Source organism: Aureimonas sp. Leaf454 (genome assembly GCF_001424685.1).
In the GTDB taxonomy this organism is placed as follows: Bacteria; Pseudomonadota; Alphaproteobacteria; order Rhizobiales; family Rhizobiaceae; genus Plantimonas.
The window spans coordinates 17,833-32,508 of the sequence record NZ_LMQT01000006.1 but is presented as its reverse complement, the minus strand read 5'-3'; the positions used below and the strand labels follow the sequence as shown (position 1 = coordinate 32,508).

The following is a 14,676-nucleotide window of genomic DNA, read 5'->3' as shown; positions in this document are numbered from 1 at the left end:
GCCGCAGATGGATCGCCGCTGCAACCGCTGCCTCTCAGCGGCGGCGCACATGGGTCGGCGGCGTCTCGCCGCGATGCCAGGGCTCGGGCCGGCGGCGGGTCTGTCGCAGGCCTTCCGCGAAGACCCGCGCCATGAAGACCGGGTTGCCGACGAGATAGCGGCGCCACAGACGCCGCGGCTCGTGGGCCAGCCGAAAGAGCCATTCGAGGCGCAGCGCCCGCGCCACGGCGGGCGCGCGGGGAACCCGTCCGGCCATGAAGTCGAGGAACGCCCCGACGCCGAAGGCGAGCGTGCAGTCGGCGCCGGAGACGTGCTCGGCGATGAACAACTCCTGGTTCGGCACGCCGAGCGCCACGAGGAGCACGTCGGGACAGGCGTGGCGCAGCTTGGCCTTCACCGCCTCGGTCTCGGCGCCCTTGGCGAAAAAGCCATGCGAGATGACGTGGAAGGCATGCTGCGGATAGGCTGCCGCGAGCGCTGCCGCCGCCGTGTCGGCAACGCCCGGCGCGGCGCCCAGCAGACCGACACGCATCGGCTTCGCCGTCCTGGCGAAAAGGTAGGGTAGGAAATCCGTCCCGTTCAGATTGGCGAGGAAGGATCGCCGCTGCAGCAGCCGCGCGGCGAGATCGACGCCGACGCCGTCCGGCATGACGACGAAATCGTCGAGAGCGCGGCGGTAATCCGGAACATCCAGGGCGACATTGACGCAATGCGCATTGATGAAGGCGATCTTGGTGAAGATCCGCGCCTGCACCCGCGCGACGAGAATGCGACGCGCATCCTCCATACTGGCGGACACGACATCAATGCCGAACATCGAAATCGATGTCCGTGGAAAGGATGCGGACTTGGCGGAGCGCCCGATCGAGAAGGGGATGTCGAGTTTCATCGTCAACCCACCCACTGCGTGTTCAATTCCGATGCCGAGAAGGCTTGGGGCCTGCGATCGGGCGTCGCGCCCGACCGCCGGGGTCGCGTCAGCTCGGCCTCGAGAACCGCGAGGCCCTTGCCGATGCCACGCGACAGCGCGAGGTGCTGATGCTCGGCGAACGCCACGCCATCCAGACGGAGCGATCGTCCGGCGCGATCGCGCTCGACCATCGCGCCGAGGCCGATCGCGAAATCCTCGGGATCGTCGGCGACGACGACGTTGGCCGGCGGCGCATCGACGCCGCGAAGCGCCTGCGACGTCGCCACCGCGGGCATCCCCTCCTCGAAGGTCTCGATCGTCTTCAACTGAACGCCGGTGCCGCCCTTCGTCGCCAGCGCGATGACGCGCGAGGACCGCACGAAGTCCTGTGCATCGGGCACGCGGCCGAGAAAGGCGACGTTGCGAGGGGCCTGCGGAGGCCGCCCGTCGAAACGACCGGCAATGGCGATGGAAAGATCCGGGGACAAGAGCGGGACGACCTCGGCGAGGAACCAGTCCAGCCCGACGCGGTTCGGCGCCCAGCTCCAGGTGCCGATGAGGCCGATATCGTGGCTGCGCCGCGTCGTCGGCTCCGCGCGGGGACGGCCGAGCGCCAGCGCCAGCGGCGCGTGCCGCGGGTCGGAGCCGAGGCCGAGCGCGCGACCATCCTCTTCGGCGAGCGTGTGGATCGCGACGGCCTCGCGGCAGACGCGCGCCTCCGCCGCGGCGAGAAGCCTAGCCTCGCGGCGGTAGAGCATCCGCGACATCGCCGAGGCGGCATGCTCCGCATTCTCGGCGGCCGTGCGATGCTCGACATTGTGCGAGACGAAGATCGACGGCTTGTCCCTCACGAGAAACGGATAGGCCGTCGGCATCTGGATGGAGTTGAGGACATAGCCGTCGACCGGACCCGCCGCCGCGATGCGCTGGCGAAGCACGGCGGAAGACAGGCCGGACAGCTTGGCGGCCGAGACGGGCAGTCCGGCACGCAGGGCCTCGGCGACCCAGGCCGCCTTCTGGACACGGCCCGCCGAGGCGTTCTCGATGATCCGCTCGCCGAGCGGCGTTTCCCCGGCGCGAGGCAGCCTTGATCCCGGCACCCGGAAACCGGCGAAGGACACCCGCACGCCCTGCCGCCGAAGTTCCGCCGCGATGGCGCGATTGGCGAGTTCGAACCCGGAAGAGGGCTCGATTTCCGGCAGAAGGGAACTGACGAACAGAAGGTGCATGGGATCGCCTCGTCTGGCCTGGGATCCCATCTCTAGGTTCCGCGCCATCACGATCCCGCTAAGCCAATCGTTCCAATTTGAACGACCGTCGCTTTGACCGCCGAAGCGCGCCCGCGGCCGGCTCGACGGTCTAAAGGCCTTGTTGACGGGTTCGCCCTATCCTCCGCGCTGCGAGCGTCTTTCTCCTCCTGCGGATTGCGACATGGCGAAGTCCGTCACCATCGAAACGCGTTCACCCGGCCTCGGCGCCGTCGCGCCGCGCGTGGTCGTGACGCTGCCGACGTTCCGGCGGCCCGAGCACCTCCTGAAGACGCTGGAATCGCTTCGCGCGCAGAGCTTCGCGGAGCCCTTCGCCGTGATCGTGATGGACAACGATGCGGAGCGGCGCGAAGGCCTCGCCGTCGCAGGTCCCCTCTTTGCCTCCGGCGCGCTCGAAGGGCTCGTTCTCGTCGCGCACGACCGCGGCAACTGCTTTGCCTACAATGCCGGCTTCGAGACGGCGTTGGAGACCTTTCCCTCGATGGACTTCCTCCTCGTCATCGACGACGACGAATGTGCCGAACCCGGCTGGATCGGCCATCTCGTGCGAACGGCCGAGATGACCGGCGCCGATTTCGTCGGGGGTCCGCAGCATCCGGTCTTCGAAGGCGGCGGAACCAATGCCTACGGGCGCCATCCCGTCTTCACGCCCCATTACGACCGGACCGGCCCGGTCCCGATCCTCTATTCGTCCGGCAACGTCCTCGTCCGCCGGCGCGTGCTCGACCGGATGGAACGCCCCTTCCTCGATCCGGCCTTCAACTTCATCGGCGGCGGGGACAGCGATTTCTATGCGCGTGCCCGCCGTCGCGGCTTTGCCTTCGCCTGGTGCGAGGAGGCGCCCGTCTTCGAGACGACGCCGATGCGGCGCACGGAATATTCGTGGATACAGGCTCGCAGCCTGCGCAACGGCGCGATCTCCTCGATCATCGAATGGCGGGCCCAGCCGGGACTGTCCGGACGGGCGAGAACGCTTCTGAAGAGTGCCGCGCTCCTCGCCGCCGCCCCCTTCCGGTCCATCGTCCTCGGCGCCCGGACGCGCTCGGCGGTGATCGGGCTCTATCCCGTCCATGTCGCGGTCGGCCGGCTGATGGCCGAGTTCGGAATGGTCAATGAGCAGTATCGCCGCCCCGAACAGAACTGAGGTCTCGCCGGCCCTCCTCGGCCAAATCAGGACCGCGCTCGGCGTCGTCCTGTTCCTCGCCCTGATCACGACGCTGACCCCCTTCGAGGCGGAGAGCGCGTCGGGCTCGTCCGGCAATATCGTCAACCAGCTGGGCTATGGCCTGCTCGCGGGGCTGGCCCTCCTCAGCCATGTCCTCTTCACCGACCGGCTGGTGGCGCGGACGCTCCTGCGCCCGACCTGGATCCTGATGGTCGTCTGCATCTTCGCATCCGTGGCCCATGCGCTCGATCCGAGCCTGACGCTGCGAACCGCCCTCTTCACGCTGATGGCGATGATCGCCTGCACGGCCGTCGTGACGCTGCCGCCCGATGCCGACGCCTTCCGCCTCAGCCTGTCGATCACCGCCCTCACCGTGCTCGGCCTGTCCTATGTCGGCCTCGTCCTCCTGCCCGGCATCGCCATCCATCAGGCGAGCGGCGACGAGGCGCAGCATGCAGGGCTCTGGCGCGGCATCTACTCGCACAAGAACATCGCCGCTCCGGTCATGGCGGGCCTGTTCTTTTCCGGTCTCTATCTCGTGCGCTGCGGACGTCGGCGGACCGGCTGGATCATCGCGCTCCTCGCCTGCCTCTTCGTCCTGAAGACCGGCTCGAAGACCTCGACCTCGCTCCTGCCCGTGGTCGCCTTCCTGGTGATCGGCGGGCGGGCGATCGGCGGACGCCTGCTTCCCGTCGCGGTCCTCATCCTCGCCATGACGATCATGGCGCTGATGACGATCGGGGCCGTCCTGTCCCCCGCGCTGAACGACATCCTCCAGTCGATCCTGCCCGGCACGACGTTCACGGGTCGCGCGGATCTGTGGCGTTTCGCGCTGGACACGATGGCGCCGCAGCAATGGACGGGCTACGGGCTGGAATCCTTCTGGCTGACGCGCAACGTGTTCGGCGCGGAGATGCCCTTCGAACTCTCCTGGGACCCCCGCGGCATCGTCAACGCCCATAGCGGCTATCTCGACATCGCCATCGCCATGGGCTGGCCATCGCTCCTGGTCGCGAGCTTCGTCCTCCTCTTCCTGCCGGCCCGCGACTACTTGAAATGCCCGCCCCTTCCGGAGAACCAGCGCCTCTGCGATCTCTTCCTGATGATCATCGCCTTCGTGCTGCTGAACTCCTTCCTCGAAAGCTACTTCTTCCGCCGCAACGATCCGATCTGGATGTTCCTGTGGACCTCGATCGTCGGCATCCGCCTCGTGTCCCGCTTTCCCATCCGGAACTGAATTCGCAGCATCGGCCGTCGCGCTTCTTGGCGTTTGGAAGCGCGTGCCTACGTGTCGGGTCTTAGGGACCGCTCGCCGACGATGGATACCGAATGGACAGCCTGCGCCTCGACGGGGTCGACGAAAACGACCTCGCGATCATCTCCTCTCATTGCCAGGACGCGATCGTGCGTGCCGAGGATATCCAATTCCGGGAGTCCGAAGGCCTCTTCGTGATGGCGATGAACCGCTTCGTCTGGGAAAAGGCCCAGGAGCGCTTCCGTCTCACCGTCTTCCGGCGTCCCGAATACGAGCGCCGTCGCGCGGTTCTCCATTTCGATCGCGTGCTCGGGGTCAAGCGGAACGGCGTCGACCCCCGCGCGACCGATCAGGTCCTGTCACTGCTCACGATCCGCTTTTCGCCGGGCGAGGCGCCGTCGGGATGGATCGAGCTTGTCTTCGCCGGGGGCTCCGCGATAAGGCTCGACGTGGAATGCATCGAAGCTCGGCTGACCGATCTCGACGCGGCCTGGTCGACCTCCGTGCGACCTGATCATGAGGCGGATGCCGACTGAGCCGAGCGGCGAGGCGGACAGCCGCCGCTCTGGGAGACGATCGACTTGCCCGTCAGGCTGAATGCCGCCGACGCCGATTTCGAGGAGCGTTTCCGCGCGCTTCTCGGCGCCAAGCGCGAAGTGTCCGAGGATGTCGACCAGACCGTGCGCCAGATCATCGCGCGCGTGCGCGAGGAAGGCGACGCGGCGCTGATCGAACTGACGCACCGCTTCGACGGCCTCGCCCTGACGCCCGAAACCCTTCGCGTGTCCGAGAGCGAGATCGACGCCGCCTTCGAGGCGACCGCGACGCAGACGCTCGCGGCCCTGACGCTCGCCCACGAGCGCATCCGGAGCCACCATGCCCGCCAGATGCCGCGGGACGACCGCTACACCGATTCGCTCGGCGTGGAGCTCGGCTCGCGCTGGACGGCGGTGGAATCGGTCGGCCTCTACGTGCCCGGCGGCGCGGCGAGCTATCCCTCCTCCGTCCTCATGAACGCGGTTCCCGCCAGGGTCGCCGGCGTCGAGCGCATCGCGATGGCCGTGCCCGCCCGCGCGGGCGCGCTCAATCCGCTGGTCCTCGCCGCCGCGCGCATCGCGGGCGTCGACGAGATCTACCGGATCGGCGGGGCCCAGGCCGTCGCCGCCCTCGCCTACGGCACCCGGACCATCCCGCCGGTCGCCAAGATCGTCGGGCCGGGCAACGCCTTCGTCGCGTGCGCCAAGCGCCAGGTCTTCGGCACGGTCGGCATCGACATGATCGCCGGCCCGTCCGAGGTTCTCGTCATCGCGGACGGCCACAACGATCCGGATTGGCTCGCCGCCGACCTCCTTGCGCAGGCCGAGCACGACACGGCCGCGCAGTCGATCCTCCTCACCGACGATCCGGACCTCGCCGATGCCGTCGAAGCGGCCGTGGAACGCCAGCTGACGCAGCTGTCGCGACGGGAAACGGCCGAGGCGAGCTGGCGCGACTTCGGCGCCATCATCCTCGTGCCCTCGCTGGACGAGGCGCCGCCCCTCGCCGACCGCATCGCGGCCGAGCACCTGGAGCTCGCCGTCGAAGACCCCGAACCGCTCTTCGCCCGCATCCGGAACGCCGGCGCGGTGTTTCTCGGCCGGCACACGCCCGAGGTCATCGGCGACTATGTCGGCGGCTCCAACCACGTCCTGCCGACGGCGCGCTCGGCGCGCTTCTCCTCGGGCCTTTCGGTGCTCGACTTCGTGAAGCGGACCTCGATCCTGAAGCTGGGAGCCGAGCAGCTGCGCGCGCTCGGGCCCGCGGCGATCGAGATCGCCCGCGTCGAGGGGCTCGACGCCCACGGCCGGTCCGTCGCCATCCGGCTCAATCTCTAGGAGCGGCCGGGCATGGCGAGGGAACCCGCGAGCAACGACCGGCTCATCGACATCGAGCTCGACGACACGATCGGCCGCGCGACGCCCGACGTCGAGCACGAGCGGGCGGTCGCGATCTTCGATCTCATCGAGGAGAACGCCTTCCGGCCGACCGGGCTCGACCGCGGCCCCTACCGCCTGCGCCTGTCGCTTCTGGAAAAGCGCCTCGTCTTCGACATTCGCGACACGGCGGGCGAGGCGGTGGTGACGCACATCCTGTCGCTGACGCCGCTGAAGCGGGTGATCCGCGACTACTTCCTGATCTGCGACAGCTATTACGAAGCGATCCGCTCCTCGACGCCCTCGCAGATCGAGGCGATCGACATGGGTCGGCGCGGCATCCACAACGATGGGTCCGAAACGCTGCGGGAGCGGCTCGCCGGCAAGATCGAGGTCGACCTCGACACCGCGCGCAGGCTCTTCACCCTCATCTGCGTCCTGCACTGGCGCAACTGACATGGAGCCCGGCGCGAAGGAGCCAGAAGCCGAAGACCGCCAGGCGCGCGTGTCCTCGGTGCTCTTCGTCTGCGGCATGAATGCGATCCGCTCGCCGATCGCCGAAGCCCTGACGCGCCAGCTCCTGCCGCGGACCTATGTCGCCTCGGCGGGCGTGCGCAGCGGCGAGCGCGATCCCTTCGTCGACGTCGTCCTCGCCGAACGCGGCCTGTCGCTCGGCAATCGCAGTCCCCAGCGCTTCGAGGACCTCGCCGACAGCTATTTCGACCTCATCGTCACCATGGCGCCCGAAGCGCATCACACGGCCCTCGACGCCTCCGGCGCCGACGCGGTGGAGGTGGAATTCTGGCCGATGCCCGATCCCTCCGTGGCCACCGGCAGCCGCGAGGCCATCCTCGAGGCCTATCGCGACGTCGTGAAGCGGATCGAGGAGCGGATCCGAAAGCGCTTCCTGCCGGGCGCTTCCCCGCCCTGACCACGGCGGCGCCGTCAGTGCGCGTCGACCTTCACCGCCGCGTCCGGCTTCTGGATGAAGACCGAGAGGACGACGAGCGCGCCGAAGAGCACCGTCAGGAAGATGAAGACGTCGGAGAACGAGAGGATCGAGGCCTCGCGGCGCACGATGTTCGACATCTGCGCGATCGACGTCGCGGAGCCGTCGAGCCCCTGCGCGGTCATGCGCGCGGCCATAGCCGCCATCCGGTCCTCGACCACCCTCCGGCCCCAGCGAATCGATTCCGCCAGGCGCTCGTAGTGCAGCGTGGAACGCTCGTTCAACAGCGTGTTGATGATCGCGAGCCCCACCGCACCGCCGAGATTGCGCGTCAGGTTGTAGAGGCCTGAACCGCCCTTGATCTTCTGCGGGGGCAGCGTGCCGAGCGCGATGTTGTTGATCGGGATCATCGCCATCATCAGCCCGACGCCGCGCAGGATCTGCGGCACGAACAGCTCCCAGAAGTCCCAGTCATGCGTCAGGCCCGACATGAGCCAGGTGCCGGAGCCGAAGGAGATGAAGCCCAGCGACATCATCAGGCGCGGGTCCATCCTGAGCTTGCCCGAAAGGATGCCCGAGATCGGCGCCATGATGAACATGGTGAGGCCGGAGACGAACATCGTCTGGCCGATCATCAGCGAATCGTAGCCCCGGATCCGCGCGAGGTAGACGGGATAGAGGTAGGTCAGGCCGTAAAGGCCGACGCCCATCACGAAGGAGAACAGCGAGCCGAAGGCGAAGTTGCGGTTGGCGAAGGCGGTGAGGTCGACGATCGGCTCCTCTGCGGTGAAGGCCCGCCAGAAGAAGAGGACGCAGCCGATCGCCGCGACGATGGCGAAGACGAGGATCGAGCTGTCCTCGAACCAGTCGTTCAGCGGCCCCTCCTCCAGCACGTATTCCAGCGAGCCGAGGAAGGAGGCGAGGCCGAGAAGCCCGAACCAGTCGAACCTCGCGAACAGCGAGAGATCCGGCTTGTCGAAGTCGACGAGGTTCCAGACCGTGATCGCAACGATGATGCCGGGCGGCACGTTGACGAGAAAGAGCCAGTGCCAGGAAAAGGCGTGGCTGAGATAGCCGCCGATCGTCGGGCCGATCGTGGGCGCGAGCGTCGCGACGAGGCCGATCAGCGGCGAGACGATGGCGCGCTTCGACGGCGGAAAGACGGTGAAGGCGGCGGCGAAGACGGACGGGATCATGCCGCCGCCGATGAAGCCCTGGATCGCGCGGTAGACGATCATCTGGTCGATGTTCGTCGCCGTCGCGCACAGGGCGGAGGACGCCGTGAAGCCGGCGGCGGCGAGCGTGAACAGCACCCGCGTGGAGAGCATCCGCGCGAGGAACCCCGACAAGGGGATCATGATGACCTCGGCGATGAGATAGGCCGTCTGCACCCAGGCGATCTCGTCCGTCGACGCGGAAAGGCCCGCCTGGATCTCCGCCAGCGACGCCGAAACGATCTGGATGTCGAGGATCGCCATGAACATGCCGAAGACCATCGCCACGAAGGCGATGACCTTGCGCATCGGAACCGCGTCGCTTGGCGGCGTCGCCGGCCGCGCGGGGGCCGCCGGCGAGGCGGACGTCATCACCGTCGACATGGCAGAGCTCCGATCGAACGTTGCAGCGGGTGGGAGTCGAGATCGCCGGCGTCAGCGCGCGGCGGTCCTCGCTTCGTCCGCGGGCGCCGCGCCCGTGCGGCTGTCGATCGAGACGACCGCCGACAGACCCGGACGCAGCCGCCCGCCGAGCGCTTCGACATCGTCGATGGCGATGCGCACCGGCACGCGCTGGACGACCTTCGTGAAGTTGCCCGTCGCATTGTCGGACGGCAGGAGGGAGAAGACCGAACCCGATGCCGGCGAGAGCGAGGTCACCGTCCCGCCGAGGATCCGGCCGGGCAAGGCGTCGACCTCGATCTCGACATGCTGGCCGGGGAGGATCTCGGCGAGCTGCGTTTCCTTGAAGTTCGCCTCGATGAAGACCTTCGACATCGGAACCACCGCGGCAAGGCTTCGGCCGGGCGAGACGTAGTCGCCCGGTTGCACCGAGAGATTGCCGACGACGCCGTCATAGGGCGCCGTCAGTTCCGTGAAGGAGAGGTTGCGCCGGGCCGTGTCCCGCGAAATCTCGAGCTCTCGGATCAGCCGCTCGGCCTCCTTCACCTGCGCATCGAGAACGGCGACCTGCGCCTTCGCGGCCGTGATCGAGGCTTCTGCGCCGCGCAGCTTGGCGACGGCCTCGTCGCGGGCGCTCTGCGCTGCATCCCGCTGCGCCTTCGCGCCGACGCCGCTCTTCACGAGATCGGCGGCCCTCTTCAAATCGAGCTCGGACTGGGCGAGCGTCGTGGCGAAGGCGGCGCGGCTGGCCTCGGCCTCCCCGACGGCGGCCTCAGCCGCGGTCTTCTGCGCGCCGAGCCGGTCGACGGCGGCATGCTGGGTCGCGATCTTCGCCTCGGCCGCTTCCAGCGCCAGCTCGAAATCGCCGCGATCGATCCGGGCGATCGCATCACCGGCCTTCACGAGCTGATTCTCCTCGACCGGGACGTCCGCGACGTAGCCCGTGATCTTCGGCGACAGGATCGACATGTCGGCCGCGATATAGGCATCGTCCGTCGACACGAGGAAACGCCCTTCCGTCCAGTACCCATGACCGAAGGACCCGCCGGCACCGAGCGCCGCGAGCAAAATCATAAGGAAGACAATTTTCTTCACGCGGCTTTTCTTCGGCGCCTGCGTCGCTGCGACGGCAGGTGTGCCGGACGCGGGCGCCGGGGCTGCCGATGGGGCCGGCTGCCGCACCGGAGCCGCCTCGCCACGCGGTGGGGACGTTCCCGCTTCGCCCGTCATGGCTTCATCCGCATCGCTCGTGCGAAGCTGGTCGTCGTCACGTGCTACCTTGTCCAGCATCAGACCGCCCTTTGTCGAACCGAACCGTTCGGTTCGATGTTGACTTAGCGGCATCGGCTTGCCATTTCAAGATGGAGCAGCGGCGTCGCGCGTCGAAAAGCACGGCGTCCTTAAAGAAGGTCTTCACAACATGCCGTCCGCCCTTGCCAACACCGCGTCCAGACCCGTCGAGCCGGCGAACGAAGGACGTCTGGCGGCGGGCGAGGACCCTGCCAAGCGTCGGCAGATTCTCGAGGGTGCACGGCGCATCTTCGTCTCCGTCGGGTTCGATGCGGCCTCGATGAACGACATCACGCGCGAGGCCGGCGTCTCCAAATCCACGCTCTACGTGTACTTCCGGTCCAAGGAGGAACTGTTCGGCGCTCTGATCGAGGAGGTGCGCGCGCGCTATTTCGCGGAGGTCGAGGCGCTTCTCGGCGACGCGGACCACCCGGCCGACACGCTGAAGCGCTTCGGCCTGCGTCTCGCCATCATGGTCATGTCGCCGGAAGCCATGCACGCCAAGCGGACCGTGATCGCGGTGGCGACGCGCATGCCGCATCTGGGCCGCGACTTCTACAATCACGGCCCGGCCCGTGGCCTCGCCATGATCAACGATTATCTGGAACGCGCCTGCGCATCGCGCACGCTCGCCATCGACGACATTCCCCTCGCGGCAAACCAGTTCGTCGAACTCTGCACCGCCGGCATCCTGCGCCGACGCTTCTTCGACGACGAGGCGCCACCCGTGACGGAGGCCGAGATGGAGAGCGTCGTCGACGCGGCCGTTCGCCTGTTCATGGCCGGCTACGGCACGAAGGGCGCAAAGGCCTGACGCGCGATCGGCGGGGCGTCAGCGTTCCGCGAAGCTTGCGATGACGGACTGGAGGTCGGCGAGCCCGAGGAACTTCTCCGACGAGGTCGCGATCAGTTCGGGAAAGGCGGCGGGACGCTTGGCGATGGCCGCGCGGGTCGCCTCGATCAATTTCGGCACCGCGAGATCCTTGATCTTGTCGGTCTTGGTGAGGACGATCTGGTAGGAGACCGCCGCCTTGTCGAGCAGGGCGAGGACGTCGAGGTCGTTCGTCTTGAGACCGTGCCGGGAATCGACCAGGACGAAAACGCGCTTCAGCGTGGAACGGCCGCGCAGGTAGTCGAAGACGAGCCGCGTCCAGGCGTCGACCTGCTCCTTGGGGGCCTGCGCATAGCCGTAGCCCGGCATGTCGACGAGGGCGATCGGCGGCAGGTCCGCGCCCTCGCCCGAGAAGCCGCCGGGCACGAAATAGTTGAGCTCCTGGGTCCGCCCCGGCGTGTTGGAGGTGCGCGCGAGGCCCTTCTGTCCGAGCAGCGCGTTGATCAGCGAGGATTTGCCAACATTGGAGCGCCCCGCGAAGGCGATTTCCGGCGGCCCCTCCGGCGGCAGGAACTTCATCTCCGGCACGCCCCGGATGAACACCCAGGGACGAGCGAAGAAGAGGCGCGTGTCGTCGGGCACCGGAGCGCCGGCGGTCGATGCGGTCGGGTTCGTCGGGTCGCTCATCGGGCGGCCTCCAAATCTACGAGGTCCGCGCCCCGGATGGCCCCGAAGATCGCGTCTGCGACCGGCGCCTGATGGCGCCGGTCACTTGTCGGGACGGCGAGGCCGGCGCCCTCAGGCGCCGGTTTCCTTCTTCTCGCGACGGAACGTGTCGCGGATGTTGTCGAACAGTTCGATCTTCGTCCCGTTGCGCTTCATGATCACCGACTGCTGGATGATCGAGAGCGTGTTGTTCCACGTCCAGTAGATGACGAGGCCGGCGGGAAACGAGGACAGCATGAAGGTGAAGATCACCGGCATCCAGGTGAAGATCATCTTCTGCGTCGGATCCGGCGGCGTCGGATTGAGCTTCATCTGGATGAACATCGTGATGCCCATCAGGAGCGGGAACACGCCGATCATCAGCGCATGCGGAACGCTGTAGGGAAGCAGGCCGAACAGGTTGAAGATGCTCGTCGGGTCGGGCGCCGCAAGGTCCTGGATCCAGCCGAAGAAGGGCGCGTGCCGCATCTCGATCGTGACGTACAGAACCTTGTAGAGCGCGAAGAAGACCGGGATCTGCACCAACACGGGCCAGCAACCAGCCGCCGGATTGATCTTCTCGGTCTTGTAGATCTCCATCATCGCCTGCTGCTGCTTCATCTTGTCGTCCGCATAGCGCTCGCGGACTTCGAGAATCTTCGGCTGCATGTCCTTCATCTTCGCCATCGACTTGTAGGACTTCGAGGCGAGCGGGAAGAAGAGGAGCTTCAGGGCGACCGTGACGACGAGGATGGCGACGCCGAAATTGCCCGTGAAATTGTAGATGAAGTCGATGAAGTGGAACATCGGCCGGGTGATGAAGAAGAACCAGCCCCAGTCGATCAACTGTCCGAACTTCAGCACCTGTCCGTCGGTCTCGTAGTGGTCGACGAGATCCACGACCTTGGGACCCGCGAAGGTGCGCGAGACGACGGTGCCGGTCGCGCCGGGCGCGACGGTCACGGGATCGCCGAGATAGGCGGCGTGATAGCTCGGACGTCCCGCCGTGTTGAACTGGAACTCCGACTGGAACGAGCGGCCGTTCTCGGGGACGAGCGCGGTCGCCCAGTACTTGTCGGTGATGCCGAGCCAGCCGCTGGTCGCGGGCGCCGGGCGGATGTTGCCCTCGTCCTCGATATGCGCGTAGGTCGCCTCACTGACGCCGGCATCGCCGAACACGCCGAGAAGACCCTCGAAGACCACCCAGGCCGACGCGACCTGCGGCTTGGTGAAGCGCACGACCTGGCCATAGGGGCTGACGGAAATCGGCGCCGTCCCGGTGTTCTCGACCGTATCGGTCACGGTGAACATATAGTCGGGGTCGATCGCGATCTGCCGGCGGAAGGTGACGTTCGACTCGTTCGTGAAGGTGAGCGTCACCGGCGTCGCCGGCGTCAGCGTCTGCGATCCCTCGGCCTGCCAGACCGTCGAGGAACCCGGCAGCGTGCCGACATTCTGGCCGCGATAGCCGAATTCGGCGTAATAGGCGTCGGGCGCGGCTTCCGGCGACAGGAGCACGATCGTCGGCGAGGCGTCGTCGACCGTGTCGTGGTAGCGCTTCAGGCGCAGGTCGTCGAGGCGGGCGCCGCGAAGGTTGATCGAGCCCGACAGGGTCGGCGTGTCGATCGGAACACGCTGCGTGCTGGCGGCGAGCGCTTCGTCGCGGTTCGCGACCACGCCCCCCGGCACCACGCTCTCGCGTCCGGCCGGCGCGACGATGTTGTCCTGCGGCGTGCCGGCGGGCGTCTGCGGCGTCTGGAGCGAGCCCGGATTCTGCGGCGTCTGGCCGATCGTCGCCTGGCGCGCGGCCTCGGCCTGGCGCTGCGCCTCCATGCGCGGCGAGACGACGAGGAACTGCCATCCCACCAGCACCAGGATCGACAGGGCCATCGCAATCAAGAAGTTGCGGTTGTTCTGCATCACGTCGTCCTCGATGGGACCGGGGCGGCGGCGCGCCTTGGCCCGGAGCGCCACGCGTCCGTTCGGACGCTCGAAGGACGCTCCCACACTGTCACTGAATCTCGACCCGACTGCCGACCGGCTGCGCAGAACGGGCCGATGGCTGAGATCGGACCGGCATGGCCGCCCGCACGCGCGAGAAACGCCGCGACAACTCGCTCGTGACCACGTCGAACGGGGCTTCGAGCAGATCCCTTCGCGCGACGATCACATAGTCGAAGCCCGGAATCATGTCATCCCGACACGTCGTCCGGATGGCTTCGCGCAGACGCCGGCGGATGCGGTTGCGCTCCACGGCATTGCCGACCTTCTTCGTGATCGTCAGGCCGAAGCGCGCGGCACGCGCATCGCCGCGATCGAGCGCCTCGATCATGAAAAAAGGGCCGTTCAGCCGACGGCCCCGTCGCGCCGCCAAAAATTCGGCGCGCGTCTTGAGGCGCTCCGCGTGCAAGCGGGCGCTCGAAGCCGATCAGGCCGACAGGCGCTTGCGGCCCTTGGCGCGACGCGACGCGATCACCTTGCGGCCGCCCGTCGTCTCCATGCGGGCGCGAAAGCCGTGGCGGCGTTTGCGGACGAGCTTGCTCGGCTGATAGGTGCGCTTCATCGGTCTCCCCTGCACCGCACGGCACAGGCCTCTTTGATCGGTTGTCGAATGCAGATGCGATCGGGTTGCACGGGGACAGGTCCCCACGCGAAACGTCCGTCCGCCGGTTTGCGGCTCTCTTGATACACTCCCTCCGGAAAGTCAATCTCGGGCGGGAGGCAAGCCGGCGGTCCGATCCCGCGGGATTCGGGCGCGATGCCGCCGTCGGCG

At 67.5% G+C, this 14,676-nt stretch carries 15 protein-coding genes; 7 read left to right on the top strand and 8 right to left on the bottom strand.

Going from position 1 to position 14,676, the window contains the following annotated elements:
* Positions 1-34: 34 nt before the first annotated feature.
* Together ASG43_RS07415 and ASG43_RS07410 are read right to left on the bottom strand one after the other, a co-directional pair.
* Entirely contained in the window at positions 35-889 is an 855-nt protein-coding gene (locus ASG43_RS07415; RefSeq protein WP_056502533.1) for a WecB/TagA/CpsF family glycosyltransferase, read from the bottom strand.
* Between the two features lie 2 nt (positions 890-891).
* Complete coding sequence (locus tag ASG43_RS07410; RefSeq protein WP_056502530.1) at positions 892-2,139, bottom strand: glycosyltransferase family 4 protein; 1,248 nt, start codon at positions 2,137-2,139, stop codon at positions 892-894.
* Positions 2,140-2,341: 202 nt separating this feature from the next.
* Between ASG43_RS07410 and ASG43_RS07405 the strand changes: the two genes are divergently transcribed.
* The 6 genes from ASG43_RS07405 to ASG43_RS07380 all read left to right on the top strand — a co-directional run bounded on the left by ASG43_RS07405 (position 2,342) and on the right by ASG43_RS07380 (position 7,442).
* Positions 2,342-3,322: a glycosyltransferase gene (locus ASG43_RS07405; protein WP_056502528.1), complete on the top strand. Its 981-nt coding sequence runs from the start codon at positions 2,342-2,344 to the stop codon at positions 3,320-3,322.
* Positions 3,291-4,580 carry an O-antigen ligase gene (locus ASG43_RS07400; protein ID WP_056502526.1) on the top strand — a complete coding sequence of 430 codons (1,290 nt, stop codon included), beginning with the start codon at positions 3,291-3,293 and terminating at the stop codon, positions 4,578-4,580. The genes ASG43_RS07405 and ASG43_RS07400 overlap by 32 nt, the downstream gene beginning before the upstream one ends.
* 92 nt (positions 4,581-4,672) lie before the next feature.
* Positions 4,673-5,134 carry a DUF2948 family protein gene (locus tag ASG43_RS07395; RefSeq protein ID WP_056502522.1) on the top strand — a complete coding sequence of 154 codons (462 nt, stop codon included), beginning with the start codon at positions 4,673-4,675 and terminating at the stop codon, positions 5,132-5,134.
* A gap of 45 nt (positions 5,135-5,179) precedes the next feature.
* Positions 5,180-6,472: a histidinol dehydrogenase gene (hisD, locus tag ASG43_RS07390; RefSeq protein WP_056502520.1), complete on the top strand. Its 1,293-nt coding sequence runs from the start codon at positions 5,180-5,182 to the stop codon at positions 6,470-6,472.
* Positions 6,473-6,484: 12 nt separating this feature from the next.
* Complete coding sequence (locus ASG43_RS07385; protein WP_056502516.1) at positions 6,485-6,967, top strand: UPF0262 family protein; 483 nt, start codon at positions 6,485-6,487, stop codon at positions 6,965-6,967.
* 1 nt (position 6,968) lies between these two features.
* The gene (locus ASG43_RS07380) at positions 6,969-7,442 is read left to right on the top strand and encodes a low molecular weight phosphatase family protein (protein WP_056502513.1); all 474 of its coding nucleotides are present in this window, start codon (positions 6,969-6,971) and stop codon (positions 7,440-7,442) included.
* A gap of 14 nt (positions 7,443-7,456) precedes the next feature.
* On the opposite strand, the gene ASG43_RS07375 is transcribed toward ASG43_RS07380, so the two are convergent.
* Together ASG43_RS07375 and ASG43_RS07370 are read right to left on the bottom strand one after the other, a co-directional pair.
* Positions 7,457-9,058 carry a DHA2 family efflux MFS transporter permease subunit gene (locus tag ASG43_RS07375; protein WP_156386561.1) on the bottom strand — a complete coding sequence of 534 codons (1,602 nt, stop codon included), beginning with the start codon at positions 9,056-9,058 and terminating at the stop codon, positions 7,457-7,459.
* 51 nt (positions 9,059-9,109) lie between these two features.
* The gene (locus tag ASG43_RS07370) at positions 9,110-10,171 is read right to left on the bottom strand and encodes an HlyD family secretion protein (RefSeq protein ID WP_244488013.1); all 1,062 of its coding nucleotides are present in this window, start codon (positions 10,169-10,171) and stop codon (positions 9,110-9,112) included.
* 325 nt (positions 10,172-10,496) lie between these two features.
* On the opposite strand from ASG43_RS07370, the gene ASG43_RS07365 reads away from it, so the two are divergent.
* Positions 10,497-11,180, top strand: coding sequence for a TetR/AcrR family transcriptional regulator (locus ASG43_RS07365; protein ID WP_056502510.1), 684 nt, complete (start codon positions 10,497-10,499; stop codon positions 11,178-11,180).
* Positions 11,181-11,198: 18 nt separating this feature from the next.
* Here the strand turns inward: ASG43_RS07365 and yihA are convergent, their stop codons facing one another.
* The 4 genes from yihA to rpmH form a co-directional block, all read right to left on the bottom strand.
* A complete protein-coding gene (yihA, locus tag ASG43_RS07360) occupies positions 11,199-11,885 on the bottom strand; it encodes a ribosome biogenesis GTP-binding protein YihA/YsxC (protein ID WP_082490726.1) in 687 nt (228 codons plus the stop codon).
* A gap of 111 nt (positions 11,886-11,996) precedes the next feature.
* Positions 11,997-13,823: a membrane protein insertase YidC gene (gene yidC, locus ASG43_RS07355; RefSeq protein ID WP_056502599.1), complete on the bottom strand. Its 1,827-nt coding sequence runs from the start codon at positions 13,821-13,823 to the stop codon at positions 11,997-11,999.
* A gap of 91 nt (positions 13,824-13,914) precedes the next feature.
* Complete coding sequence (gene rnpA, locus ASG43_RS07350) at positions 13,915-14,313, bottom strand: ribonuclease P protein component (RefSeq protein ID WP_056502507.1); 399 nt, start codon at positions 14,311-14,313, stop codon at positions 13,915-13,917.
* A gap of 18 nt (positions 14,314-14,331) precedes the next feature.
* A complete protein-coding gene (gene rpmH / locus ASG43_RS07345; protein ID WP_056502505.1) occupies positions 14,332-14,466 on the bottom strand; it encodes a 50S ribosomal protein L34 in 135 nt (44 codons plus the stop codon).
* Between the last annotated feature and the right edge of the window lie 210 nt (positions 14,467-14,676).